Source organism: Burkholderia latens, from assembly GCF_902499045.1.
GTDB lineage: Bacteria > Pseudomonadota > Gammaproteobacteria > Burkholderiales > Burkholderiaceae > Burkholderia > Burkholderia latens.
Map to the genome: position 1 here is coordinate 65,076 of NZ_CABVPL010000025.1, position 23,672 is coordinate 88,747.

Consider the following 23,672-nt stretch of genomic DNA (forward strand, 5'->3'; position numbering starts at 1 on the left):
GCGACAGCGGGCGGCACGAACCCAGAAGAGAAGGACTGAAATCATGAGCACGACGCTCGAGCAATCCGCCTTTGCCCCGCCCACCGGTGCCGACAACCGCATGGGCCACCTCGACTGGCTCGAAGCCGAGTCGATCCACATCCTGCGCGAACTCGTTGCCGAATGCAGCAAGCCGGCGCTGTTGTTCTCGGGCGGCAAGGACTCGGTCGTCGTGCTGCACCTCGCACTGAAGGCGTTCGGCCTCGGCGCGAACCGCAAGACGACGCTGCCGTTCCCGCTCGTGCACATCGATACGGGCCACAACTACGAGGAAGTGATCGACTTCCGCGATCGCCGTGCGAAAGAGCTCGGCGCCGAGCTGGTGGTCGGCCACGTCGAGGATTCGATCAAGCGCGGCACGGTCGTGCTGCGCCGCGAAACCGATTCGCGCAACGCCGCGCAGGCCGTCACGCTGCTCGAGACGATCGAACAGCACGGCTACACCGCGCTGATCGGCGGCGCGCGCCGCGACGAAGAGAAGGCGCGTGCGAAGGAGCGGATCTTCTCGTTCCGCGACGAATTCGGCCAGTGGGATCCGAAGGCGCAGCGCCCGGAACTGTGGAGCCTGTACAACGCGCGCCTGCACAACGGCGAGCACCTGCGCGTGTTCCCGATCTCGAACTGGACCGAACTGGACGTGTGGCAGTACATCGCGCGCGAGAACCTCGAACTGCCGTCGATCTACTACGCGCACCAGCGCGAGATCGTGCGCCGCAATGGGCTGCTCGTGCCGGTCACGCCGCTCACGCCGATGCGTGAAGGCGAGACGAGCGAGATCGCGCAGGTCCGCTTCCGCACGGTCGGCGACATCAGCTGCACGTGCCCGGTCGCGAGCGACGCGGACAACGTCGAGAAGATCATCGCCGAGACGGCCGTGACCGAGATCACCGAGCGCGGCGCGACCCGGATGGACGACCAGGCGTCCGAAGCCGCGATGGAACAGCGCAAGAAGCAAGGTTATTTCTGAAGCACACGAGGACATTCACATCATGAGCATCATCGAGAACACCGAAGACCTCGGCGTGCTGCGTTTCATCACCGCGGGCAGCGTCGACGACGGCAAGAGCACGCTGATCGGCCGCCTGCTGTACGACAGCAAGGCCGTGCTGTCCGACCAGCTGTCCGCGCTGTCGCGCGCGAAGAACAAGCGCACCGTCGGCGACGAGATCGACCTCGCGCTGCTGACGGACGGGCTCGAGGCCGAGCGCGAGCAGGGCATCACGATCGACGTCGCGTACCGCTATTTCGCAACCGCGAAGCGCAAATTCATCATCGCCGACACGCCGGGCCACGAGCAGTACACGCGCAACATGGTCACGGGCGCATCGACCGCGCACGCTGCAATCATCCTCGTCGACGCGACGCGTGTGACGATCGAGAACGGCGTCGCGCAACTGCTGCCGCAGACGAAGCGCCACAGCGCGATCGTGAAGCTGCTCGCGCTGCAGCACGTGATCGTCGCGATCAACAAGATGGACCTCGTCGACTACAGCGAAGCGCGCTTCAACGAGATCCGCGACGCGTACGTCGCGCTCGCGAAGCAGCTCGGGCTGAACGACGTGCGCTTCGTGCCGGTGTCGGCGCTGAAGGGCGACAACATCGTCGGCGCGAGCGAGCGCATGCCGTGGTACGCGGGCGAGCCGCTGCTCGACGTGCTCGAATCGCTGCCGGTCGAGACGCAGGCGCATGACGCGTTGCGCTTTCCGGTGCAGTGGGTCGCGCGCCAGGACGGCAGCTCGGCCGATGATTTCCGCGGCTACATGGGCCGGATCGAGTCGGGCGAAGTGAAGGTCGGCGACACGATCGTCGTGCTGCCGTCGAACCGCTCGGCGACGGTCGCCGAGATCATCGCGCCGGTGCCGGGCGGCACCGCGGCCGTGCCGCACGCGTTCGCGGGACAAACGGTGACGATTCGCGTCGAGGAAGACGTCGACGTGTCGCGCGGCGACATGTTCGTGACGACCGCCGAGCCGGTCGAGCCGGCGAAGAAGCTCGAGGCGGACCTGTGCTGGTTCGACGAGACGCCGCTGTCGCCGCAGCGCAAGTATCTGCTGAAGCAGACCACCAGCACGGTGTTCGCGAAGATCGGCGCGGTCAAGGAGGTGCTCGACGTGCATACGCTGTCGCACGCGACCGACCGTCAGGAACTGAAGATGAACGACATCGGCCGCGTGGCGCTGACGCTGCAGAAGCCGATCGTCTGCGACACGTACGATGCGCATCCGGGCACCGGCGCGTTCGTGCTGATCGACGAGGCGACGCATCACACGGTCGCCGCGGGGATGATCCGGGCATTTTCGGCATAACGGGCATAAACGGCATGACCGGCGCGCAGCGCAGCCGTTGCGGCGGCGCGCGCCGGACGCCGCCCGCACGAGCACGACTAGCGAAGCGACAAACATGGGCAAGGTATATCTGATCGGAGCAGGGCCGGGCGCGGCGGACCTCATCACCGTGCGCGGAATGCGGCTGCTCGAGCAGGCCGACGTGGTGCTGCACGACGCGCTCGTCGAGGCGGCGATGCTCGACTACGCCCCGAACGCGCGCAAGATCGCGGTCGGCAAGCGCTGCGGGCAGCGTTCGACCGCGCAGCACTTCATCAACAAGCAGATCGTCGACGCGGCGCGCGAGCATGCATGCGTCGTGCGGCTGAAGGGCGGCGATCCGATGTTGTTCGGCCGCGCGGAAGAGGAAATGCGTGCGCTCGAGGCGGCCGGCATCGACTACGAGGTCGTGCCGGGTATCACCGCGGCGCTGGCCGGCGCGGCGGCGCTCAAGCGCTCGCTCACGCTGCGCGGCGTGTCGCGCAGCGTCGCGTTCGCGACGCACAGTCGCGCACCGGGCAGCGATGAAATCCGCGAAGCCGCGCGCGCCGATTCGATCGTCTACTACATGGGCCGCGACAGCGCGCCCGGCATCGCGCAGGAGTTGATCGACGCGGGCCGGGCGCCGGCGACGCCGGTCGCGATCGTCGAGGCGTGCAGCACCGCGCGCGAACGCACGCTGACGCTGACGCTCGCGCAGATGGCCGCGGGCGACGCGCAGGCGTGGCTCGACCCGGCCGAACCGAGCCTGCTGATGATCGGCGATGCGTTCGCCGAGCGCGCGCGGCCCGCGAAAGCGGGCGATGCGTTGCGCAACGCCGCTTGACGCGGAGGAGCGGGCCGCGCGGCAGCTGATGCGGCGATTGCGCCCGATAGACGAAAGAAAAGCGCTGGCTTCCGAAGCCAGCGCTTTTTTGTTTGGGCCCGCCGCTACGGCTCGCCGCTTCGCTTACGCGCCGCGTCCGATCTGCTCGATGCAGTAGCGTGCGATCGCGTCGAGCACGCCGTCGTCCTCGCCGACGGCCGTCGCGCAACGGATGTCGACGCCCGGATGCGCGGCGCGGCACGCGTCGACGAGCTGCGGCAGGTCGCGGCGGACGTGGCCGCCCTGGCCGAAGAACACCGGCACGACGGTGATTTGCGTGCACCCGGCCGCGACCTGCGCGGCGACGGCCGTGTCGAGCGACGGCGTCATCAGTTCGAGGAACGCGAGCGACACGTGCGGCGCGGGCGCGCCGGCGCCGCGCAGCCGCGCGGCCAGCCGCTCGAACGGCTCGGCCCAGCGCGCGTCGCGTGCGCCGTGGCCGAACAGGACGATGCCTTGCGAACTCATGTCGATGCCTCCGTCGTGACGGCGCTCAGTGCCGGTCGACCCACTTGAGCGCGAACAGGCCGAGCGCCAGATAGATGAGGCCCGGCGTGGCCGCGGTCAGCGGCGCCGGCCATGTGTTGAGCGTGCCGATGTGCGAGAACAGCGTGTTGAGCAGCTGGAAGCTCATCCCGAGCATGATGCCGCCGAACACTTTCACGCCCACCACGCCGGCGCGCGTATGCAGATACGCGAACGGCAGCGACAGCACGAGCATCACGAACACAGCGAACGGGTAGAGCAGCTTGCGCCACAGCGCGATGTCGTAGCGCTGCGTGTCCTGCTGGTTTTCGCGCAAGTGCTGGATGTAGCGGAACAGGTTGACGATCGACATGCGCTCCGGCGACACGAGCAGCACCGACAGGATCTGCGGCGTCAGGTCCGAGCGCAGCCGGTATTCGGGCAGCGTGACCTGCTGCGACCGGTACACGGGGTTCAGCGCGTCGGCCGGCTCGCCGCTGATCGGCTTGATCGGCGTCAGCTCGGTTTCCGTCACGCCCTTGAGCAGCCAGTGGCCCGGCGGCTCGTAGCGGCCCGTCTGCGCGATTCGCACGTTCTGCAGCTGGAATTTGGAGTCGAACTCGTAGATGCGCACGTTGCTGATCGTCGAATCGGGCGACAGGCTCCCGACGTTGACGAAGCGCGTGACCTGCTCGCCGTTCTCGCGGGCCGCGAGCGTGTCCTTCACCCACACGCCCGACTGGAAGTTCGACGACACCGATGCGCCGAGCGCCTGCAGCCGCACGCGTTCGGACAACTGATCGGCGTACGGGCCGACGAATTCGCCGATCAGGTACGTGACGATCACGAGCGGAATGCCGATCTTCAGCAGCGAGCGCAGCGCCTGGTTGGTCGCGAGACCCGACACGCGGAAGATCGTGAATTCCGAGTTCGCGGCCATCTGCGCGAACACGTAGATCGCGCTGATCAGCGCGGCGACCGGGATGATCTCGTAGAAGCGCGAAGGGGTCTGCAGCGCGACGCGCAGCACCGCATAGCCGAACTTGTAGTTGCCGTGCCCGACGGAGTTCAGTTCGCTGATCAGGTCGAAGAAGAAGAACAGGCCCGAGAACGCGAACAGGATGAAGATGAACGTGACGTAGATCTGCCGCGCGAAGTATTTTTCATAGAGCCGCATCGATCATGCTCCCGAGCGGCCGAACAGCGCGCGTGTCAACAGCGGACGATTGCGCACGCGCAACCAGAAGATGAACGCGACGATCGCCGCGACGATCACGTGCAGGCCGACGAGACCGACGCCGAACGACATCTTGCCCTGTTCGATCTGCGCCTGCACGACGTTCAGCAGGTTCGAATACGTGAGGTAGATCAGCACGGCCATCACGAGGTTGATCGTGCGGCTGCGGCGCGGGTTCTGGTACGACAGCGGAATCCCGAGCACCATCAGGTTGATCGCGATCAGCGGCAGCCCCGCGCGCCATGCGAACTCCGCGAGATTGTCGCGCGTCGGATTGCGCAGCAGGTCGGGCGTCGGCGTGCTGTTGGTGGTCGGCACGTTGGTGACGGGCGTGCTCGTGATCTTCACGCCGTAGCGCTGGAACTCCATGATCTTGAAGTTCGGCTGGCCGGGCGTGCCGTCGTAGCGGCGGCCGTCTTCCAGCACGACGAAACGGTCGCCGTCGCGGGTCTCGGTATGGCCCGTATGGGACACGACGACGTTGACCTTGCCGTTCTCGGTCGACGTGACGAACACGTTCTGGACCTTGCTCTGGTCCGGCGACATCTTTTCGATGAAGAACACGCGATGGTTCGACGCCGATTCGCGGAACTGGCCCGGCGCGAGCAGCGAGATTTCGTCGCGCTGCTGGAAGCGCGCCTTGATCATCTTGCTCTGCTGGTTCGACCACGGCCAGCCGACGAACGCGAAGAACGCGATCAGCAGGACGATCGGCGTCGCGAACACGCCGATCGGCTTGATCAGGCGCGTGAGGCTCACGCCCGACGCGAGCCACACCACCATTTCGGAGTCCCGGTACCACCGGGTCAGCACGAACAGGATCGACACGAACAGCGTGACGACGAGCATCACGGCGAGATAGCCGATCACGGTCAGGCCGATCAGCACGAGCACGTCGCGCGGATCGATTTCGCCGGACGCGGCATAGCCGACGATGCGGATCATCATCGTCGTGAGCATGATCGTGAGCAGCACCATGAACACGGCGCCAGCCGTATACGCAAGCTCGCGCTGGAGGGAGCGTTCGAAGATCATTCTTGATGAGAAGAGGGCGGGAGGCTGCGCACGCGTGGTGGAGCGCTCGCGCCGCCACGGGAAAAATAGCGGATAATTGCGGCTTTCATCCTTAGCCCAGATTTTATCCGAGGACAAGCGCGATGGACTTTAGCATAAAAGGCTGTGATTGGAGCAAAGGCGAGGCCAAGGGGTTCCTGACCGGGAAGTCCGACTGCATCGTGCTCGGCATCTTCGAGGCGCAGACCCTCTCCGGTGCGGCGCTCGACATCGACACGGCCACCAAGGGGCTCATCTCGCGCGTAGTGAAGGCCGGGGACATGGACGGCAAGCGCGGCAAGACGCTGTTCCTGCACGAGGTGTCGGGCATCGGCGCGTCGCGCGTGCTGCTGGTCGGCCTCGGCAAGCAGGATGCTTTCAATCAGAAAGCCTATAACGACGCGGTGACGGCCGCGTGGCGCGCACTGCTCGCGACCAAGGTCGTCCAGGTCACGTTCTCGCTCGCGCAATTGCCGGTCGACGAGCGCGGCTCCGACTGGGGCGTTCGCGCGGCGATCCTCGCGCTGCGCAACGAGACGTACCGCTTCACGCAGATGAAGAGCAAGCCGGAACCGGCGTCGCACACGCTCAAGCGCGTCGTGTTCAGTGTCGACCCGGCCGACGAAAAGGCGGCGAAGCTGGCGGTCAAGCAGGCCGTCGCGCTGGCGAACGGGATGGACCTCACGCGCGACCTCGGCAACCTGCCGGGCAACGTGTGCACGCCGACCTATCTCGGCAACACCGCGAAGAAGATCGCGAAGGATTGGGGTCTGAAGGCCGAGGTGCTCGGGCTGAAGCAGATCCAGGCGCTGAAGATGGGTTCGTTCCTGTCGGTCGCGCGCGCGTCCGTCGAGCCGCCGCAGTTCATCGTGCTGCATTACCAGGGCGCCGGCGCGAAGGCCGCGCCGATCGTGCTGGTCGGCAAGGGCATCACGTTCGACACGGGCGGCATCTCGCTGAAGCCGGGCGAGGGCATGGACGAGATGAAGTACGACATGTGCGGCGCCGGTTCGGTGCTCGGCACGATGCGTGCGGTCGCCGAAATGGGCCTGAAGATCAACGTCGTCGCGATCGTGCCGACCTGCGAGAACATGCCGGGCGGCAACGCGACGAAACCGGGCGACATCGTCACCAGCATGAAGGGGCTGACGATCGAGGTGCTGAACACCGACGCCGAGGGCCGCCTGATCCTGTGCGACGCGCTCACGTATGCGGAACGCTTCAAGCCGGCTGCCGTGATCGACGTCGCGACGCTGACGGGCGCGTGCGTGATCGCGCTCGGCGCGCACAACAGCGGCCTGTTCTCGAAGGACGATGCGCTCGCGGGCGAACTGCTCGATGCATCGCGCGAGGCGAACGATCCGGCGTGGCGCATGCCGCTCGACGACGAGTATCAGGATCAGCTGAAGTCGAATTTCGCGGACATCGCGAACATCGGCGGGCGTCCGGCCGGAGCGGTGACGGCCGCGTGCTTCCTGTCGCGCTTCACCGAGAGCTACCCGTGGGCGCACCTGGACATCGCCGGCACCGCATGGAAGAGCGGCGCGGCGAAGGGCGCGACCGGCCGTCCGGTGCCGCTGCTCGCGCAGTTCCTGATCGACCGCGCCGGCCAGTGATGGCAGGACTCACGACGATGCGGGCGAGCGGGCGATGACGCGAATCGATTTCCATTCGAACGTCGGCGATTCGCTCACGTACGCATGCCGGCTGCTGCGCAAGGCCTATCAGGCCGGGCAGCCGGTCGTCGTGCTCGCCGAGCCCGCGCGCCTGCGCGCGCTCGACGAGCGGCTCTGGACGTTCTCGCCGCTCGATTTCATCCCGCACTGCGGCGCCGACAGCGCGCATGCGGCAAACACGCCGATCGTGCTGACCACGAATCTCGACCAGGCGCCGCACCATCAGATCCTGCTGAACCTCGGCGCGACGGTGCCCGCGCAGTTCGCCCGCTTCGAGCGCCTGCTCGAAGTGGTCGGCAACGCGCCGGACGAGCTCGCCGCGGGCCGCGACCGCTACCGCTTCTACCGCGATCGCGGATACGCGCTGAACAATTACAAGCAGGGCAGCTAGCCGAACCGTCGACGGAGCGTTCCCGTGACACAACCCGAATCCCCTTCGATCCCGACGCTGACCGACGTACTGGTGCCGGGCAAGCCGGCGCCGTCGCGCTCGTCCGCGGCCGATGCGCCGTCGCGCGACGATCCCGCGATTCCGGTGCTGACCGACGTGGTCGTACCGGGCCGCGCTGCCGCTGCGGCATCGGCTGCTTCCGGGCACGCGGGAGCGGACCCCGAATCCGTCGTGGTCGAGCCGGTGCCGACGCCCGACGTGCCCGTCGTCGAACTGCCGGGCGACAGCGACGCGCCGGCGCAACCCGGCGCGGCCGGACACGTCGTCGCGGAAGAGTCGCCGGCCGCGCTGGCGCCGCTGCCGTCCGCACTGGGCGCCGAGGAGGCGCAGCAGCACGGTACCGCCGCGGCACCGGCCGATGACGACGCGATGCTGCGCCAGGAAACCGTATCGGCTGCCGGCGCGCTGCTCACCGATCATCTTGCCGGCGGTGCGTCGCAGCCGGCTGCGCCCGCGGCCGCGGGGCTGACGCCGGAGGATGCGCAGCATATCGCCGAGCGCTTGCGCAATCGGCTCACCAGCTATCTGACCGGGGCAGGGCGCGAGGCCATCGAAGCCCGCTGCCGCGACGCGCTGCACGACCATACGGCCTGGCTCGTCGGTCAGATCACGCGCGAAGTCGCGCTGGCGCTCGAAACGGAAGTGATGGAGTGGGTTCGCGACGCGGTCGACGAGGAGATCGCCCGCCGCCGGACCGGTCATTCCGGCTAGGTTCGACAGCCGCGGGATGCGCAGGCGTTGCCGGCATCGACCATGACGATCGCCGACGTAGCGGCAATCACGCGGATGCGCCGAACGCTGCGTCGGCGCGTCACCAACGCGTGCCTGTGCGCCGTGCGTTGCCGGTTCAATGCAGCGACAGCACCCATTGCGCGAGCGTATGCGCTTCGGCGCTCGTCAGCTGCGTGTTCGCGGGCATCGGCACGCCGCCCCACACGCCGACACTGCCCTTGACGATCGACTGCGCGAGGTAGTCGGCAGCATCCGCGCGCGACGCGTACTTGCCGGCGATGTCATGAAACGACGGACCCATCAACGGCTTGCCGATCGCATGGCACGCCATGCAGTTCTTGCGCTGCGCGAGCGCGCCCCCGTCGCCGGCCAGGTCGGCATGCGCGGCCGCCGCGCTGCCGGTCAGCAGCGCGGCGAGCAGCGCGCGCAATATCGTCTGTTTCATGCGGTTCTCCGCCGGCGCAGGCGGCCGGCTCCACGGTCCGCGCATTATAAGAGCAAAGGGAGCGCACGTTTGGCGCGTTTCCCCGGCGTCCGTCCGCAATGGGGTCGTATGCTGCGCGTTTCCCCGTCAGCCCGTCACCGCGCCCTTGTTCGCCGGACGCGCGAGCGCCGCGTACTTCGCGAGCACGCCGCGCGTGTAGCGCGGCGCCGGCTGCTTCCACGCGGCGCGGCGGCGCGCGAGCTCCGCGTCGTCGACGTTCAACTGCAGTACGAGCCGGTGCGCATCGATCGTGATCGAATCGCCTTCCTGCACGAGCGCGATCGTGCCGCCGACGAACGCTTCGGGCGCGACGTGGCCGACCACCATGCCCCACGTGCCGCCCGAGAAGCGGCCGTCCGTGATGAACCCGACCGACTCGCCGAGCCCCTTGCCGATGATCGCCGACGTCGGCGCCAGCATTTCCGGCATCCCGGGGCCGCCCTGCGGGCCGAGATAGCGCAGCACCAGCACGTCGCCCGCGCGGATTTTGTCGCCGAGGATCGCGTCCATCGCGCTTTGCTCGTCGTCGAATACGCGCGCCGGGCCCGTGATCACCGGGTTCTTCAGGCCGGTGATCTTCGCGACCGCGCCGTCTTCGGCGAGGTTGCCCTTCAGGATCGCGAGATGGCCTTCCTTGTACAGCGCGCGATCGATCGGGAAGATCACGTTCTGGTCCGCGCGCGGCACGCTCGGCACGTCCTTCAGTTCATCGGCGAGGGTGCGGCCGGTGATCGTGATGCAGTCGCCGTGCAGCAGCCCCGCGTCGAGCAGGATCCGCAGCACCTGCGGGATGCCGCCGGCCCGATGCAGGTCGGTCGCGACGTACTGGCCCGACGGCTTCAGGTCGCAGATCACCGGCACGCGCTTGCGGATGCGCTCGAAGTCGTCGATCGTCCAGTCGACCTCCGCCGCGTGCGCGATCGCGAGATAGTGCAGCACCGCGTTGGTCGAGCCGCCGGTCGCCATGATCAGCGACACCGCGTTCTCGATCGACGCCTTCGTGATGATGTCGCGCGGCTTCAGATCGCGCTTCACGGCTTCGACCAGCACGCGCGCCGATGCGGCGGCCGAATCGACCTTCTCCTGATCGGGGTTCGCCATCGTCGACGAATACAGCAGCGACATGCCGAGCGCCTCGAATGACGAGCTCATCGTGTTCGCGGTGTACATGCCGCCGCACGACCCCGACGTCGGGCACGCGTTCTTCTCGACCCCTTCGAAATCCTCCTCGGACATCCGGCCCGCGGTGAACTCGCCGACCGCCTCGAACGACGACACGATCGTCAGGTCGCGGCCCTTCCAGTTGCCAGGGCGAATCGTGCCGCCGTACACGTAGATGCCGGGCACGTTCAGGCGCGCGAGCGCGATCATCCCGCCCGGCATGTTCTTGTCGCAGCCGCCGACCACCACCACGCCGTCCATCCACTGACCCTGCACGCAGGTCTCGATGCAGTCGGCGATCACTTCGCGCGAAACCAGCGAGTACTTCATTCCTTCCGTGCCCATCGACATGCCGTCCGAGATCGTCGGCGTGCCGAAGATCTGCGGGTTCGCGCCGGCCGCCTTCACGGCCGCGACGGCCGCGTCCGACAGCCGCTGCAGGCCCGAATTGCACGGCGTGATCGTCGAGTGGCCGTTCGCGATGCCGATCATCGGCTTGTCGAAATCTTCCTTCTGGTAGCCGAGCGCGTAATACATCGAGCGGTTCGGCGAACGGGCCACGCCTTGCGTGATGTTCCTAGAGCGGCGGTTGTACGACATGGGGAGCTCCATCGTTGTTTTGGCGACGCCGGCGCGAACGGCGCGCCGGGGATCAGTCAAGAATGGAGTGTCCGTTCTGGGATGTCCAATATATTATTTGTCGATTATTAAGTCGATTTTCGAATGAGTTCCGTATGCCCGAACCGACGCCCGACCTGCGCCAGTGGCGCTATTTCGTGACCGTTGCCGACGAGCGCCATTTCGGCCGCGCGGCCGAGCGGCTGTCGATGACCCAGCCGCCGCTGTCGCAGGCGATCCGTGCGCTGGAGGACGCGCTCGGCGTCGCGCTGTTCGCGCGCACCAAGCGCTCGGTCGCGCTGACGGCGGCCGGTGCAGCGTTGCTGCCCGACGTGCGCCGGCTGCTCGCGTCGGCCGACGCGCTGCCGCCGCTCGCGCGGCGGCTCGCGCGCGGCGAGGCGGGTTCGCTGTCGCTCGCTTTCGTGTCGACCGCCGACTACGGGCTGCTGCCGTCGCTGCTGCGTGCGTTCGCCGCGCGCTATCCGCAGGTGCGGCTGCAACTCGCGGAGGCGACGAGCGACGTGCAGATCGACGAGCTCGTCGCGGGCCGCATCGACGCGGGGCTCGTGATTCCGCCGGTGCCGCCGCGCCATGCGGCCGGGCTGTCGTACCTGCCGGTCGTGCGCGAGCCGCTGGTGGTCGCGATGCCGGCGGCCGCGGCGCCCGACGTGCCCGAAACGGAACCCGTGCATCTGGCCGATCTGGCCGCGCTGCCGCTCGTGATCTTCCCGCGCCGTTTGGCGCCCGGCTTTTATGACATCATTACGGGCTGCTACGGCGCGGCGGGGGAAACCCCGCGCATCGGCCAGGAGGCGATCCAGATGCAGACGATCGTCAGCCTCGTATCGGCCGGCATGGGTGTCGCACTGGTGCCGCAGTCGCTGCGTAACCTGCGGCGCACCGGCGTGGTCTACCGGCCGCTCGCGGGCGACGCGCCGCTCGTCGAGACGGGGCTCGTGTGGCGCACCGGCGACGTGAGCCCCGTGCTCGCCGGCTTCATCGACGTCGTGCGTGCGCACGGCGCCGCCGCGTGATGCGGACAGCGGGCGACGGTGCGAACGATGGCGCGCCGGCGCCGTCCAATGCGCGGTGCGGCGTGGTGCGCGCGTCGTACCGCATTCGAAAACTTCATCGCTAATCCATGATCATTCACCCGAATTTCGACCCCGTAGCGATCCATCTCGGGCCGCTGGCCGTGCGCTGGTATGGCCTCATGTATCTCGTCGGCTTCATCGCGGCGATCGTCGTCGGCCGGATCCGGCTGAAGCTGCCGCATGTCGCGGCGCAGGGCTGGACCGTGAAGGACATCGACGACATGATGTTCTACGGCGTGCTCGGCACCGTGCTCGGCGGCCGGCTCGGCTACGTGCTGTTCTACAAGGCCGACTTCTACTTCTCGCATCCGCTCGACGTGTTCAAGGTGTGGGAGGGCGGGATGTCGTTTCACGGCGGCTTCCTCGGCGTCACGCTCGCGATGATGCTGTTCGCGTGGCAGCGCAAGCGCCACTGGCTGCAGGTCACCGATTTCGTCGCGCCGATGGTGCCGACGGGCCTCGCGGCCGGGCGGCTCGGCAACTTCATCAACGGCGAGCTGTGGGGCCGCGTGACCGATCCGGGCGCGCCGTGGGCGATGCTGTTCCCGGGCGCGATGCGCGACGACGCGGCGTGGCTGCCGAAGCATCCGGCGCTCGTCGAGAAGTGGCATCTCGCCGACGTGTTCATGCAGTACCAGATGCTGCCGCGCCATCCTTCGCAGCTCTACGAAATCGCGCTCGAAGGCATTGCGCTGTTCTTCGTGCTGTTCTTCTTCTCGCGCAAGCCGCGGCCGATGGGCGCGGTGTCCGCGTTGTTCCTGATCGGCTACGGGCTCGCGCGCTTCACGGTCGAATTCGCGCGCGAACCGGACGACTTCCTCGGCCTGCTCGCGCTCGGCCTGTCGATGGGGCAGTGGCTGTCGCTGCCGATGATCCTCGCGGGCATCGCGCTGCTCGTGTGGGCGTACCGCCGCCGCGCGGTGAATGCGGTGGCGTGATGCCGTTGCATGACGCGCGGCTCGTGTGCGTCGCCGCATGAGGGATGAAGCGATGCCGATGCCCGCATGCGGCGTGCGCATCGAGCGCTGAATCGCAAACGAAAAACGCCGGCCCTCGGGCCGGCGTTTTCGCATCTGCCGCGTGACGGCGCGATGCGCGTTACTTCATCTGCACCGAACCGTTGACCGTGACGGACACGGTGGCCTTGCCGCCTTCGACCGCGATCGGCGCGCTCATCTTCGCGCTGTCCATCGGCGCGGCGGCCATCGCCATCATCCGCGGGTACGGCTGCACGTTGCGGCCGCCGCCGACGTTCACGTCGCGGATCGAGTAGCTGCTGTAGCCGAACGCCTTCGCGGCTTCGTCAGCGCGTGCGCGGAACGACTTGATCGCCTCCGTCGTGAGCTTCTGCTCGGCCGCGCGCTGCGCTTCGGGCGACAGCGAGAACTCGACGTTCGCGATCTGCATCTGGTTCGACAACTGGCCCGCGAGCTTCGACGCCGCCGAGAAATCGCGCGATTCGAGCACGACTTCGGTCCGGCCGCGCCACGCGGAGATCTTTCCGTCGCGATCGGTGCTCGGATACACGGAGAACGCACCGGTGTGCGCGGTGACGCCCGACACGCCCTTCGCCTGCGCGAGCGCCGCGTCGGCGCGCTGGTTCAGCGCGGCCGTCAGGCTGCCCGGATCCTTCGCCTGCTGCTCGTAGAACAGCGTGATGTGGATGATGTCCTGCGGCACGTCGGCGCTCGCCTGCGACGACAGCGACAGCACGCCGGCCGGCTCCGGGAAGTGCGGGTTCGCGGCCTGTGCGCGCGCGGCCGGCGACGCGAGCGTCAGCGCGACGGGCACGGCGGCGGCGAGGGCGAGCGACAGCGCGAGTGCGGATTTCTTGGTCATTGTTGGACTCCTTGTGCGAGGGCGCGCACGCGGATCGCGCGTGCGCGACGCGGGCGTGCCGCGCGACGAAAAAAAACGGCCGCCGGCCCGAGCGGGCGACAGCGGTTGCTTAGGCTGCGCGAACGCGCTGCGAGTTCCGTGACCGCGGCGGATGTTGACCGGATTTGACGTTTGGCGTTGCGCGTGCCCCGCGCGTCTGATGCGTGCGCTTCGCGTGCGCCTACTTCATCAGCTTTTCGGTGATGAAGCGCCATTCGGCACGCGTGACCGGCGTGATCGACAGCCGGTTGCCGCGCGCGAGCACGCGCATGTCCGCGAGTTCATCGTGCTCGCGCAGCGCCGCGAGCGGCACAAGCGGCGACTTTTTCACGAAGCGCACGTCGACGAGCACCCAGCGCGGTGCTTCCTGCGTCGACTTCGGATCGTAGTACGGGCTTTTCGGATCGAACTGGGTAGGATCGGGGTACGGCGTCGACGAGACTTCGGCGATGCCCGCGATGCCTGGTTCGGGGCAGCTCGAGTGATAGAACAGCACGCCGTCGCCGATCTTCATCGTGTCGCGCATGAAATTGCGCGCCTGATAATTGCGCACGCCAGTCCATGGCAGCGATTGCTGCGGCGCATGCGCGAGATCGTCGATGCTTGCTTCGTCCGGTTCGGACTTCATCAGCCAGTATTGCATGGATCGTAATCGACGCAGAAAGGGCTGTTGCAAAAGGAAACGGCATCGGGAGTACCCGATGCCGTTGGATAGGCCCCCGCCTTGGCCGCTAGGCCGGCATCCTGAACCTGAGGTTCAGAATTGGTCGCAGTTAGCAGCACTTCGGGTACATCAGACAGAGTGACGCGCGCGCCCGTGCTACAAATTTCCGCAACCGTGCACATGGCATTGGTTCAAGGAATATATGACCTTGGCGAACCAGGCAGGGAAGCTGACTGAACTGTGTTTCGTTGCGCCAATTTGACCACCGTTGATCGCCGAGATCAAGGGGAATCGACGCATCGATCAAACGTTACTGCGCCTCGTGCTGTGCGAGCACCGCGCCGAGCTGTTCGTTCATCTGGTGCATTGTACGACGGATTTCTTCGGCCGGAAATGCTTCACCGTGCCGCACGCTCGTTTGCAGCCGCAGCAATTCGGACGCGAGCGACAGCGCGGCCATCACCGCGATGCGATCGGTGCCGCGCACCGAGCTGTTCGCGCGGATCTTCGACATTTCGGCATCGACGCGCGCGACGGCCTCGAGCAGCGCCGCTTCGGTTTCGGCCGAACAGGCGAGCCGATACGGCTGACCGAGAATCGAGACTTCGATCTGCTTGGTGCTCATGCATGTTCTCCGTGGCTGGCCGCGTCGTCGCTATCCGTGCGCGCCTGCGCATCCAGCAGGTCGAGCTGGTTGTCGGCTTGCTCCGCGCTCTTCGTGCGCGGCAGCTTTTCGAGAATCGCGTTCAGCTTGACCTGCGCGTCGTCGATCTTCGCCGACAGCGTATCGCGCTCCGCCGCGAGCGCATTGCGTTCGTCGCGCAGCTGCTCGAGCTCCGCGCGGACCGTGTCTGCTTCCGCGCGCATCTGCGCGACCTGCTCCTCGAGCGCGAGCCGTTCCGAGTGATAGCGCTTGTTCAGCGAGATCAAACGGCCAATATTTTGAGATAAGGTTTCGAGTTCGTTGAGCATCTGCTGCGTCCTCTAAAGACCCAGCATTTTAGCGCGGAATAACGCGCATTCCGACATCTGTAACGTTTCCAGTCGTAACACCCCGGCTTCTTGCCGCGAATAAGCGCGTCCGAGGATGCGCGGCGCATGCGTTTCGTCGCTTTCTTGACGCTCGCGCGGCACGCTCCTAAACTGGCGCCGCCTCGGTGCTCGCGCGCGTGTCGCGCGGTTAAACGGGAAGCAGGGCGCGTGCTCCGCCCGGAGATCGCCAACCTGCGCTGCCCCCGCAACGGTAAGCGGCCGCGTCGTCCAACGCAGGCCGGCTCGGGCGCGTTTCGCGTGCAGGTTCGCACGGCAAACGCGGGCCACTGCGCGTACACGCGCGGGAAGGCGAGCCGGTACGCCGCCAGCCCGGATACCGGCCGAGGCGGGGAGCCTCCACGGGCTTCATGACGCGCGGCCCGCGGGGAAGCGGGGCGCGTAGTGCTTCACAGGATCCGTCTTCGATGCCGACCCCAATCGTGCGCATCGCCCGGTGCACGCCGCCGCGTGTCGCCCGTTGCCGCCGCGCGGACTGCCGCGACGGCCGGTTCGTGCGGGCCGGCGCCGACGCATGCCGTCGGCGCGCGCGGATTTGCTGCAGTGCGCAGTGGGCGCCGGCGCGCATTCGGCAGCGAATGGCGCGTTTGCGGCGCCGATCGTGCCGGACGATCGCGCACGCGCGGCGCCGATCGACCCGATGCGGCGGCTTCCACTATATTGCGCAGAACGCCGGCCGCCCGACGTTGCATCCGTCCGAAACGGGATCGTCGAACTTGCCTCGCGACGACATCGCCGCGTCGCGGTCCGCCCGTGCGCCATCAACAATCCGCTCAACGAGGATCACGAGCTTGCGTATGCCTACCACACGCCGTCGCGCGGCGCCCGTGCCGCACCGGACCGGCGACGCGCCGAAGCGTCGCGCGTCATGCACGACGCGGCGCACCGCATGAGCGCCGCGCGCGCCGCGGCGATCTGGGCCGTGCTCGCGGCCGCGGCCGCGTTGCTGTTCGTCGCGTCCTTGTCGCTCGGCAGCGTGCCGATCTCGCCGTGGCAGGCGCTCGCGTCGCTCGTGCCGCACGGCGGCGGCGATGCGCTGTTCGCCGACATCGTGCGCACGCTGCGGTTGCCGCGTGCGCTCGCGGGCTTTGCATGCGGCGCGCTGCTCGCGCTGGCCGGCGCGCTGCTGCAGGTGCTGCTGCGCAATCCGCTCGCGGAGCCGTACGTGCTCGGCGTGTCGGGCGGCGCGGCCGGCTTCGCGCTCGTCGCGATGATCGCGGGCGCCGCGTGGTGGCTCGTCGACGCATCCGCGTTCGCCGGCGCGCTCGTGTCGGTCGCGCTCGTGCTCGGGCTCGCGCGCCGCGAGCTGTGGCGCGGCGATTCGCGCGACGCATCGCCGCGGCTGCTGCTGACGGGCGTCGTGATCGCGGCCGGGTGGGGCGCGCTCGTCACGCTGCTGCTGTCGCTCGCGCCCGATGCACGGCTGCGCGGCATCATCTTCTGGCTGACGGGCGACCTGAACGGCGTGACGGCGCCTTGGTTCGCGTGGGGCGCGCTGTTGCTGGCCGCGTGCGTCGCGCTGCCGGCGGCGCCGCAACTGAACGTGCTGCTGCGCGGCGACGCGACCGCGCTTGCGCTCGGCGTGCCGGTCGCGCGCTTGCGCGTGCGGATCTACCTCGTCGCGTCGCTCGCGGCCGCGGCCGCGGTGACGACGGCCGGCACGATCGGCTTCGTCGGCCTCGTCGTTCCGCACGCGCTGCGGCTGGCATTCGGCAACGATCAGCGGATGCTGCTGCCGGCCGCGATGCTCGCGGGCGGCGGCGGCGTGATGGCGGCCGACCTGCTCGCGCGCACCGCGATCGCGCCCGCGCAATTGCCGGTCGGCGTGATGACCGCGCTCGTCGGCGTGCCGGTGTTCCTGTGGATGTTGCTGAGGAGACCGATGCGATGACGCACGCCGCACCGCACACCGCCGGCGACATCCGTTATGCGGCGGTCGCGCTGGCGCTGAAGGCCGGCGAACGTACGTTGCTCGACGGCTTCACGCACGCGTTCCGGCCCGGCGAGATCTGGTGTGTCGCGGGGCCGAACGGCGCGGGCAAGACGACGCTGCTCGCGACGCTCGCGGGCCTGCAGGGGCCGGCCGGCGGCCACGTCGAAATCGACGGCCGGCCGCTTGCCGACTGGCCGGCCGACGCGCTCGCGCGGCGTCGTGCGCTGATGCCGCAGCAATTGCACGACGCGTTCAGCGCGAGCGTCTTCGACACGGTGCTGCTCAACCGCTTTCCGTATCTCGGCGGGTGGGGCTGGGAGCGCGACGGCGATCGCGCGGCCGCGCGCGACGCGCTCGCGACGTTCGGACTGGGCGCGCTCGCGTCGCGCGACGTGCTGTCGCTGTCGGGCGGCGAGCGGCAGCGTGTCGCGCTGGCCGCGACGCTGTGCCAGGACGCGCCGCTGCTGCTGCTCGACGAGCCGCTCGCCCATCTCGACCTGCATCACCAGATCGACGCACTCACTGCACTGGCTGCGTGGGTCGATGCGGGCCCGCGCACGGTGCTGTTCTCGTGCCACGACCTGAACCTCGCGCGGCGTTTCGCGACGCATGCGCTGCTGCTCGACGGCCGCGGCCATGCATGGGCTGGCCGCGTGCACGACGTGCTGACGCCGGCGCGCGCGAGCGACGCGTTCGGCTATCCGCTCGTGCTGATCCGCGAGAACGGCCGCGACGCGCTGCTGCCCGCGTGGCCGGAGCGGCGATGAACCTTCTTCTTCTTTCGATGCGCGGCGCCGGCCGTGCCAACGAGGCAACCTTCCGATGACGAACCCGTCCGCCCAGACTGACTTCCCGCCCGCGATCGCACCGCTCGACGACGCGCTGCGCAAGCGCCTGCAGCATGTGATCGATCACAAGACCAAGCCGCCCGGCAGTCTCGGCCAGCTCGAGGCGCTCGCGCTGCAGCTCGGGCTGATCCAGCACACCGAGCGGCCGTGCGTGCAGCGTCCCGTGACGATCGTGTTCGCCGGCGACCACGGGATCGCCGCCGAGGGCGTTAGCCCGTATCCGCAGTCGGTTACTGCACAGATGGTCGCGAACTTCCTCGCCGGCGGGGCGGCGATCAATGCGTTCTCCGGCGTCGCGCAGAGCGTGCTCGAGATCGTCGATGCGGGCGTCGCGTCGCCGCTGCCGGTGTCCGACCGGCTCGTGTCGCTGCCGGTCGCGCGCGGCACGCGCAACTTCGCGGTCGAGCCCGCGATGACGCGCGACGAAGCGCAGACGGCGCTCGCCGCCGGCGCGACGCGCGTGCGCGTGCACGCGTCGCTCGGCACGAACGTGATCGGCTTCGGTGAAATGGGGATCGCGAACACGTCGTCGGCCGCGTGCGTGATGAGCCGGCTGCTCGACGTGCCGATCGACGCGTGCGTCGGCCGCGGCACGGGCCTCGACGATCAGGGGCTCGCGCACAAGCGCGCGGTGCTCGGCCGCGCGCTGGTCCGGCATTCGCACGCGATCGCGCCGCTCGATGTGCTCGCGACGTTCGGCGGCTTCGAGATCGCGATGATGACGGGCGCGTATCTCGCGGCAGCAAGCGAGCGGATGACGATTCTCGTCGACGGTTTCATCGCGACGGCCGCGCTGCTCGTCGCCGAGCGCATCGCGCCCGGCGTGCGCGACTACTGCGTGTTCTCGCATACGTCGCACGAGGCCGGGCACCGGCGCATGCTCGAGCATTTCGGTGCGAGGCCGCTGCTCGCGCTCGACCTGCGGCTCGGCGAAGGCACGGGTGCCGCGCTCGCGCTGCCGCTGGTGCGCGCGGCAGCCGCATTCGTCACCGAGATGGCGAGCTTCGAGTCCGCGGGCGTCGACAATCGTGACGCCTGAACGCGCGCGCGGCGCACGCGCGGAACTGCGCTACTTCTTCGTCGCGCTCGGCTATTTCACGCGCGTGCCGGTGCCGCGCTCGATCGGTCACGAGGCCGGCGATCTCGACCAGGCCGCGCGCTACTTCCCGCTCGTCGGCGCATGCGCCGGCGCGTGGGGCGCGCTCGTCTATCTGGTCGCGCTGCGCGTGCTGCCGGCCTCGATCGCGGTCGGGCTGTCGATGGCCGCGACGCTGCTCGCGACCGGCGCGTTTCACGAGGACGGCCTCGCCGACAGCTGCGATGCGTTCGGCGGCGGCTATACGCGCGAAGACGTGCTGCGCATCATGCACGACTCGCGGATCGGCACGTTCGGCGCGGTCGCGCTCGTGGTGACGCTCGGTCTGAAGTGGCAGGCACTCGCGTCGATGCTGCCGCTGCGCGCCGCGTGGACGATGATCGCCGCGCATGCGGCGAGCCGCGCGATGGCGGTGAGCCTGCTGATGTCGCTCGACTACGTGCGTCCCGAGGGCAAGGCGAAGCCGGTCGCGCAGCGCATGGGCGCGCGTTCGGCCTGCGTCGCGGCGATCTTCGGGCTGCCGTGGCTGTTCTGGCCGGACTGGCGCGCGGGGCTCGCGGCCTTCGTCGCGCTCGCGCTCGTACGTGCATGGGCGGCCCGCTATTTCGCGAAGCGGATCGGCGGCTATACCGGCGACTGTCTCGGCTTCGCGCAGCAGCTCGGCGAGCTGGCGATCTATCTCGTGGTGCTCGGATGGATCTCGTCCTGATTCGTCATCCGGCCGTCGCTGTCGAGCCCGGCATCTGTTACGGCCGCAGCGACGTGCCGCTCGCCGCATCGGCCGACATGGGCGCGCGGGACGTGCGCGAGCATCTCGCGACGCTCGCGGCGCCGCTGCCCGAGCAGATCTGGACGAGCCCGCTGGCGCGCTGCGCGTCAGTCGCCGAACGGCTCGCGCGCGCGTTCGACGTGCCGCTGCGGCGTGATGCCGATTGGCAGGAAATGGACTTCGGCGCGTGGGAGCTGCAGCGCTGGGACGATATCGATCGCGCCGCGCTCGATGCGTGGGCCGCCGATCTGATGCATGCATGCGCGCACGGTGGCGAGAGCGTTGCGCGATTTGCCGCGCGAGTGGCGCGCGCGGCCGATGCGGTCGTGCTGACCGGCACGCCGCAATGGGTGCTCACGCATGCAGGGGTGATTCGCGCGTTCGCATCGCATGCGTTGCGCGTGCCGCTCGAGACGCTGCTGTCGCGACCGGTGCCGGCGGGCGGCATCGTGTGGTTGCGGATGATGGGCGCCACCGCGCGCACGTGGAAAGTCGTGCACTGGGACGAGTAGGCGATCGCCTGCGCGTCCCGCGTGCAACAGCGTAGAGGAACCGGCAATCAGCGCGCCGGCCGTTTCGCTCGCGCGGCGTCCAGGTCTTCGCACAGCGCGGCCGCGCCTTGCGCGATCCGCGGCGACGGCCGCGTCAGCAGGTCGCCGTCGATCGCGAACAGGTTGTTGCGCGCGACGGCCGTCAGCGCGGGCCATGTACGCCAGCGTGCGAGGCTCGGCAGCGGCGCGTCCGAGTGCGTTGCGCCGGCGCTCGTCGTGACGATCGCTTCCGGATTCGCCGCGAGCACGGCTTCGTCGGTGACGGTCGGCGCGAGCGGCTTCAGCGCCGCGAACACGTTGCGGCCGCCGCACAGCGCAATGACGTCGTTGAACAGATGCGCGCCGTTGAGCGTCGTCAGCGGCCGATCCCATACCTGGAAGAACATCGTGACGGGCGGCCGCGCGGAATAGCGCGCGCGCAGCGCCGCAACGTCGCGCGAGAACGCTGCTGCCGCCGCATCGGCCGCCGGTTCCGTGCCGAGCAGCGTGCCGAGCCGGCGCAGCGACGTCGCGACGTCGTCGAGATGCTTCGGTTCGCTGAAGAACAGCGGGATGTGCAGCGCGCGCAGCGCGTCGGTTTGCCGCTCCGCATTGCCGTGCCGCCACACGATGATCAGGTCGGGCTTCAGCGCGGCGATGCGTTCGAGGTCGAGCGCCTTGTTGTCGCCGACGCGCGGCACTGCCTGCGCCGCACGCGGATAGTCGCTGTACGTGACCGTGCCGACCAGTTTCGCGCCGCCGCCGGCTGCGTAGATCAGTTCGGTCGCATGCGGCGCGAGGCTGATCACGCGTTGCGCAGGCGCGGCGAGCGTGACGGTATTGCCGGCATCGTCGCGGGTCGTCACGTCGGCGTGCACGCACGGCGCATGCGCGAGGAGTGCGGCCAGCATCGCGAGCGGCGGCAGACGGTGGAGCGGGGCGCGGCTCATGCGGATGCCGGTTGCAGCGTCGTCATGCACTGCGCGAGCGCGTCGGCGAGGCGCCGCCATTCGCCTTCGTTGCCCGGCAGACCGACGCGGACGCTCGATGGCCGCGCGAAGTGCCGCGTCCAGATGCCGTGCGCGGCAAGCGCCGCATGCAGCGCGGCGGCACGCGGGTCGTCGGTCCAGCTGAACAGCGGCGTCGCGTGCACCGCGAAGCCGTGCGCGCGCAGCAGCGCGGCGAGGCGTTCGCCGTCGGCCGCGAGCCGTTCGCGCGCGGCGGCCTGCCATGCGCGATCCGCGAACGCGGCGGCGACCGCGTGGCGCGCGGGGCCGCTGACGGTCCACGCGCCGAGCATGTCGCGCAGCGTCGCGATCCGCTCGGGATGCGCGAGCACGAAGCCCGCACGGATGCCGGCCAGCCCGAAGAACTTGCCGACCGAGCGCAGCACGACGAGACCCGGGCGATCGGCATGTTGCACGAGCGATGGCGTCGCACCGGTATCCGCGAATGCTTCGTCGACGATCAGCGTGCCGCCGCGTGCGGACAACTGCGCATGCCAGCCGAGCAGTCGTTCGACCGGCACGACTTCGGCGGTCGGATTGTTCGGGTTCCCGACGATGGCGTGACGCAGCGTCGCGGGCAACGCGTCCGCGCCGATATCGAGCGGGACGACGCGATGGCCGTGACGCGCGAATGCCGGCGCGTATTCGCCATACGCGAGCGGCGCGACGCCGGCGTCGCCGGCTGGCAGCAGCGCGGGCAGCGCGCGGATCGCGGCCTGGCTACCGGCGACCGGCAGCACATGCGCGGCATCCCGCGCGCCGTAGTAGCCGGCCGCGCACGCGGCGAGCGCGTCGCCGTCGTCGGGCAGCCGGCGCCAAGCGTCGGCCGGGACCGGCGGCACCGGATAGCCGACCGGATTGATGCCAGTCGACAGGTCGAGCCACGCGTCGTACGGAATGCCGTGGCGGCGTGCGGCTTCGTGCAGGTTGCCGCCGTGCGCAATGCGTGCGTCAGACATGATGGGTAGCCAGGATGAGCGCGCCGCTCGCAACGAGCAGCGCGAGCCACAGCGCGAGCGTGCGCGTGACGAGCGACAGCGCGGCGGCGACGTGCACGGCGCTCGCGGGTGCGCCGGTGCCGAGTGCGGGACGATCTTCGATCTCGCCGTGATAGACCGCCGGGCCGCCGAGCTGCACGTTCAGGCTGCCGGCGCCGGCGGCCATCACGGGGCCTGCGTTCGGGCTGTCCCAGTGGCGCGCCTGCGTGCGCCAGCAGCGCCACGCGGCGGCCGTGTCGCCGAGCAGTGCATAGCTCGCGGCGGTGAGGCGCGCGGGAATCCAGTTCAGTGCGTCGTCGATGCGCGCGGCCGCCCAGCCGAACGCCAGGAAGCGCGGCGTGCGGTAGCCCCACATCGCGTCGAGCGTGTTCGCGAGCCGGAACAGCAGCGCGCCCGGGCCGCCGGCGACGACGAACCAGAACAGCGCGCCGAAGATCGCGTCGTTGCCGTTCTCGAGCGCCGATTCGACGGCCGCGCGCGATAGCGCGCCTTCGTCGGCTTGGGTCGTGTCGCGCGACACGATCCGCGCGGTGAGCGCGCGGGCGGCGTCGAGATCGTGCCGCAGCAGCGCGGCGGCGATCGGCGCGACATGATCGGCGAGGCTTTTCGCGCCGAGCGCGAACCACAGCAGCGCGACGTGCAGCGCGGCCGCGAGCGGCCACGGCAGCACGGCCGCGAGCCACGCGGCGACGGCCACCGG

At 69.0% G+C, this 23,672-nt stretch carries 25 protein-coding genes, 1 other RNA gene and 1 riboswitch; of the genes, 13 read left to right on the top strand and 13 right to left on the bottom strand.

The features are described 5' to 3' along the window. Nucleotides 1-43: 43 nt before the first annotated feature. The 3 genes from cysD (at nt 44) to cobA (ending at nt 3,189) form a co-directional block, all read left to right on the top strand. A complete protein-coding gene (gene cysD, locus BSE24067_RS18125) occupies nt 44-1,006 on the top strand; it encodes a sulfate adenylyltransferase subunit CysD (protein WP_151066128.1) in 963 nt (320 codons plus the stop codon). 22 nt (nt 1,007-1,028) lie between these two features. Further along, nucleotides 1,029-2,345 (top strand): sulfate adenylyltransferase subunit 1, encoded by a 1,317-nt coding sequence (locus BSE24067_RS18130; RefSeq protein ID WP_151066129.1) that lies wholly within the window; start codon nt 1,029-1,031, stop codon nt 2,343-2,345. Between the two features lie 94 nt (nt 2,346-2,439). Further along, the gene (cobA, locus tag BSE24067_RS18135) at nt 2,440-3,189 is read left to right on the top strand and encodes a uroporphyrinogen-III C-methyltransferase (RefSeq protein ID WP_151066130.1); all 750 of its coding nucleotides are present in this window, start codon (nt 2,440-2,442) and stop codon (nt 3,187-3,189) included. A 123-nt stretch (nt 3,190-3,312) separates the two neighbouring features. Here cobA and BSE24067_RS18140 read toward each other — a convergent pair whose 3' ends face one another. From BSE24067_RS18140 to lptF, 3 genes are read right to left on the bottom strand one after another with little or no spacing between them, the layout of a single operon-like run. Beyond that, nucleotides 3,313-3,696, bottom strand: a complete 384-nt coding sequence (locus BSE24067_RS18140; protein WP_151066131.1) for a sirohydrochlorin chelatase — start codon at nt 3,694-3,696, stop codon at nt 3,313-3,315. Between the two features lie 25 nt (nt 3,697-3,721). Further along, the gene (gene lptG / locus BSE24067_RS18145; protein ID WP_151066132.1) at nt 3,722-4,870 is read right to left on the bottom strand and encodes an LPS export ABC transporter permease LptG; all 1,149 of its coding nucleotides are present in this window, start codon (nt 4,868-4,870) and stop codon (nt 3,722-3,724) included. A gap of 3 nt (nt 4,871-4,873) precedes the next feature. Continuing rightward, nucleotides 4,874-5,965 (bottom strand): LPS export ABC transporter permease LptF, encoded by a 1,092-nt coding sequence (gene lptF / locus BSE24067_RS18150; protein ID WP_151066133.1) that lies wholly within the window; start codon nt 5,963-5,965, stop codon nt 4,874-4,876. Between the two features lie 122 nt (nt 5,966-6,087). Here lptF and BSE24067_RS18155 point away from each other — a divergent pair, with 122 nt between their 5' ends. From BSE24067_RS18155 to BSE24067_RS18165, 3 genes are read left to right on the top strand one after another with little or no spacing between them, the layout of a single operon-like run. Continuing rightward, nucleotides 6,088-7,599 carry a leucyl aminopeptidase gene (locus BSE24067_RS18155; protein ID WP_151066134.1) on the top strand — a complete coding sequence of 504 codons (1,512 nt, stop codon included), beginning with the start codon at nt 6,088-6,090 and terminating at the stop codon, nt 7,597-7,599. 34 nt (nt 7,600-7,633) lie between these two features. After that, a complete protein-coding gene (locus BSE24067_RS18160) occupies nt 7,634-8,050 on the top strand; it encodes a DNA polymerase III subunit chi (protein WP_151066135.1) in 417 nt (138 codons plus the stop codon). 24 nt (nt 8,051-8,074) lie between these two features. Next, on the top strand, nt 8,075-8,821 hold the full coding sequence (locus tag BSE24067_RS18165; RefSeq protein ID WP_151066136.1) for a DUF2486 family protein: 747 nt from the start codon (nt 8,075-8,077) through the stop codon (nt 8,819-8,821). A 136-nt stretch (nt 8,822-8,957) separates the two neighbouring features. Here BSE24067_RS18165 and BSE24067_RS18170 read toward each other — a convergent pair whose 3' ends face one another. Both BSE24067_RS18170 and ilvD read right to left on the bottom strand, forming a co-directional pair. Next, complete coding sequence (locus tag BSE24067_RS18170; protein ID WP_151066137.1) at nt 8,958-9,287, bottom strand: c-type cytochrome; 330 nt, start codon at nt 9,285-9,287, stop codon at nt 8,958-8,960. 126 nt (nt 9,288-9,413) lie between these two features. Next, nucleotides 9,414-11,087, bottom strand: coding sequence for a dihydroxy-acid dehydratase (gene ilvD, locus BSE24067_RS18175; protein ID WP_151066138.1), 1,674 nt, complete (start codon nt 11,085-11,087; stop codon nt 9,414-9,416). 134 nt (nt 11,088-11,221) lie between these two features. Here ilvD and BSE24067_RS18180 point away from each other — a divergent pair, with 134 nt between their 5' ends. Together BSE24067_RS18180 and lgt are read left to right on the top strand one after the other, a co-directional pair. After that, a complete protein-coding gene (locus tag BSE24067_RS18180; RefSeq protein ID WP_151066139.1) occupies nt 11,222-12,139 on the top strand; it encodes a LysR family transcriptional regulator in 918 nt (305 codons plus the stop codon). A 107-nt stretch (nt 12,140-12,246) separates the two neighbouring features. After that, complete coding sequence (lgt, locus tag BSE24067_RS18185; RefSeq protein ID WP_151066140.1) at nt 12,247-13,137, top strand: prolipoprotein diacylglyceryl transferase; 891 nt, start codon at nt 12,247-12,249, stop codon at nt 13,135-13,137. Between the two features lie 160 nt (nt 13,138-13,297). On the opposite strand, the gene BSE24067_RS18190 is transcribed toward lgt, so the two are convergent. The 5 genes from BSE24067_RS18190 to BSE24067_RS18210 all read right to left on the bottom strand — a co-directional run bounded on the left by BSE24067_RS18190 (nt 13,298) and on the right by BSE24067_RS18210 (nt 15,713). After that, a complete protein-coding gene (locus BSE24067_RS18190; RefSeq protein WP_151066141.1) occupies nt 13,298-14,038 on the bottom strand; it encodes an SIMPL domain-containing protein in 741 nt (246 codons plus the stop codon). A 220-nt stretch (nt 14,039-14,258) separates the two neighbouring features. Then, nucleotides 14,259-14,720 (bottom strand): EVE domain-containing protein, encoded by a 462-nt coding sequence (locus BSE24067_RS18195; RefSeq protein ID WP_151066142.1) that lies wholly within the window; start codon nt 14,718-14,720, stop codon nt 14,259-14,261. Between the two features lie 69 nt (nt 14,721-14,789). Continuing rightward, nucleotides 14,790-14,971, bottom strand: a non-coding RNA gene (gene ssrS / locus BSE24067_RS18200) — 6S RNA. An 80-nt stretch (nt 14,972-15,051) separates the two neighbouring features. Continuing rightward, complete coding sequence (locus BSE24067_RS18205; RefSeq protein ID WP_040141458.1) at nt 15,052-15,366, bottom strand: cell division protein ZapA; 315 nt, start codon at nt 15,364-15,366, stop codon at nt 15,052-15,054. Then, the gene (locus BSE24067_RS18210; RefSeq protein WP_151066143.1) at nt 15,363-15,713 is read right to left on the bottom strand and encodes an ATPase; all 351 of its coding nucleotides are present in this window, start codon (nt 15,711-15,713) and stop codon (nt 15,363-15,365) included. The genes BSE24067_RS18205 and BSE24067_RS18210 overlap by 4 nt, the downstream gene beginning before the upstream one ends. A 166-nt stretch (nt 15,714-15,879) precedes the next feature. After that, nucleotides 15,880-16,133, top strand: a riboswitch (cobalamin riboswitch). 526 nt (nt 16,134-16,659) lie between these two features. Between BSE24067_RS18210 and BSE24067_RS18215 the strand changes: the two genes are divergently transcribed. Genes BSE24067_RS18215 through cobC form a run of 5 tightly spaced genes read left to right on the top strand, consistent with a single transcriptional unit; the run spans nt 16,660 to nt 20,949 of the window. Beyond that, entirely contained in the window at nt 16,660-17,682 is a 1,023-nt protein-coding gene (locus BSE24067_RS18215; protein WP_244130573.1) for a FecCD family ABC transporter permease, read from the top strand. After that, nucleotides 17,679-18,491, top strand: coding sequence for an ABC transporter ATP-binding protein (locus BSE24067_RS18220; RefSeq protein ID WP_151066145.1), 813 nt, complete (start codon nt 17,679-17,681; stop codon nt 18,489-18,491). The genes BSE24067_RS18215 and BSE24067_RS18220 overlap by 4 nt, the downstream gene beginning before the upstream one ends. A gap of 55 nt (nt 18,492-18,546) precedes the next feature. Further along, a complete protein-coding gene (cobT, locus tag BSE24067_RS18225) occupies nt 18,547-19,611 on the top strand; it encodes a nicotinate-nucleotide--dimethylbenzimidazole phosphoribosyltransferase (RefSeq protein ID WP_151066146.1) in 1,065 nt (354 codons plus the stop codon). Beyond that, nucleotides 19,601-20,377, top strand: a complete 777-nt coding sequence (locus BSE24067_RS18230) for an adenosylcobinamide-GDP ribazoletransferase (protein ID WP_151066147.1) — start codon at nt 19,601-19,603, stop codon at nt 20,375-20,377. The genes cobT and BSE24067_RS18230 overlap by 11 nt, the downstream gene beginning before the upstream one ends. Continuing rightward, the gene (cobC, locus tag BSE24067_RS18235; protein ID WP_151066148.1) at nt 20,362-20,949 is read left to right on the top strand and encodes an alpha-ribazole phosphatase; all 588 of its coding nucleotides are present in this window, start codon (nt 20,362-20,364) and stop codon (nt 20,947-20,949) included. The genes BSE24067_RS18230 and cobC overlap by 16 nt, the downstream gene beginning before the upstream one ends. Before the next feature lie 47 nt (nt 20,950-20,996). Here cobC and BSE24067_RS18240 read toward each other — a convergent pair whose 3' ends face one another. From BSE24067_RS18240 to BSE24067_RS18250, 3 genes are all read right to left on the bottom strand, one after another. Then, the gene (locus BSE24067_RS18240; RefSeq protein ID WP_151066149.1) at nt 20,997-21,917 is read right to left on the bottom strand and encodes a cobalamin-binding protein; all 921 of its coding nucleotides are present in this window, start codon (nt 21,915-21,917) and stop codon (nt 20,997-20,999) included. Further along, nucleotides 21,914-22,933, bottom strand: coding sequence for a threonine-phosphate decarboxylase CobD (cobD, locus tag BSE24067_RS18245; protein ID WP_174904815.1), 1,020 nt, complete (start codon nt 22,931-22,933; stop codon nt 21,914-21,916). Before cobD ends, BSE24067_RS18240 begins: the two co-directional genes overlap by 4 nt. Continuing rightward, nucleotides 22,926-23,672: CobD/CbiB family cobalamin biosynthesis protein (locus BSE24067_RS18250; RefSeq protein ID WP_174904816.1), on the bottom strand; the 747-nt coding region annotated here is incomplete at its 5' end. The genes cobD and BSE24067_RS18250, both read right to left, overlap by 8 nt.

Coding starts and splice junctions, on each gene's coding strand:
- cysD (WP_151066128.1), top strand. CDS start 44: ATGAGCACGACGCTCGAGCAATCCGCCTTTGCCCCGCCCACCGGTGCC.
- BSE24067_RS18130 (WP_151066129.1), top strand. CDS start 1,029: ATGAGCATCATCGAGAACACCGAAGACCTCGGCGTGCTGCGTTTCATC.
- cobA (WP_151066130.1), top strand. CDS start 2,440: ATGGGCAAGGTATATCTGATCGGAGCAGGGCCGGGCGCGGCGGACCTC.
- BSE24067_RS18140 (WP_151066131.1), bottom strand. CDS start 3,696: ATGAGTTCGCAAGGCATCGTCCTGTTCGGCCACGGCGCACGCGACGCG.
- lptG (WP_151066132.1), bottom strand. CDS start 4,870: ATGCGGCTCTATGAAAAATACTTCGCGCGGCAGATCTACGTCACGTTC.
- lptF (WP_151066133.1), bottom strand. CDS start 5,965: ATGATCTTCGAACGCTCCCTCCAGCGCGAGCTTGCGTATACGGCTGGC.
- BSE24067_RS18155 (WP_151066134.1), top strand. CDS start 6,088: ATGGACTTTAGCATAAAAGGCTGTGATTGGAGCAAAGGCGAGGCCAAG.
- BSE24067_RS18160 (WP_151066135.1), top strand. CDS start 7,634: ATGACGCGAATCGATTTCCATTCGAACGTCGGCGATTCGCTCACGTAC.
- BSE24067_RS18170 (WP_151066137.1), bottom strand. CDS start 9,287: ATGAAACAGACGATATTGCGCGCGCTGCTCGCCGCGCTGCTGACCGGC.
- ilvD (WP_151066138.1), bottom strand. CDS start 11,087: ATGTCGTACAACCGCCGCTCTAGGAACATCACGCAAGGCGTGGCCCGT.
- BSE24067_RS18180 (WP_151066139.1), top strand. CDS start 11,222: ATGCCCGAACCGACGCCCGACCTGCGCCAGTGGCGCTATTTCGTGACC.
- lgt (WP_151066140.1), top strand. CDS start 12,247: ATGATCATTCACCCGAATTTCGACCCCGTAGCGATCCATCTCGGGCCG.
- BSE24067_RS18190 (WP_151066141.1), bottom strand. CDS start 14,038: ATGACCAAGAAATCCGCACTCGCGCTGTCGCTCGCCCTCGCCGCCGCC.
- BSE24067_RS18195 (WP_151066142.1), bottom strand. CDS start 14,720: ATGCAATACTGGCTGATGAAGTCCGAACCGGACGAAGCAAGCATCGAC.
- BSE24067_RS18205 (WP_040141458.1), bottom strand. CDS start 15,366: ATGAGCACCAAGCAGATCGAAGTCTCGATTCTCGGTCAGCCGTATCGG.
- BSE24067_RS18210 (WP_151066143.1), bottom strand. CDS start 15,713: ATGCTCAACGAACTCGAAACCTTATCTCAAAATATTGGCCGTTTGATC.
- BSE24067_RS18215 (WP_244130573.1), top strand. CDS start 16,660: ATGCACGACGCGGCGCACCGCATGAGCGCCGCGCGCGCCGCGGCGATC.
- BSE24067_RS18220 (WP_151066145.1), top strand. CDS start 17,679: ATGACGCACGCCGCACCGCACACCGCCGGCGACATCCGTTATGCGGCG.
- cobT (WP_151066146.1), top strand. CDS start 18,547: ATGACGAACCCGTCCGCCCAGACTGACTTCCCGCCCGCGATCGCACCG.
- cobC (WP_151066148.1), top strand. CDS start 20,362: ATGGATCTCGTCCTGATTCGTCATCCGGCCGTCGCTGTCGAGCCCGGC.
- BSE24067_RS18240 (WP_151066149.1), bottom strand. CDS start 21,917: ATGAGCCGCGCCCCGCTCCACCGTCTGCCGCCGCTCGCGATGCTGGCC.
- cobD (WP_174904815.1), bottom strand. CDS start 22,933: ATGTCTGACGCACGCATTGCGCACGGCGGCAACCTGCACGAAGCCGCA.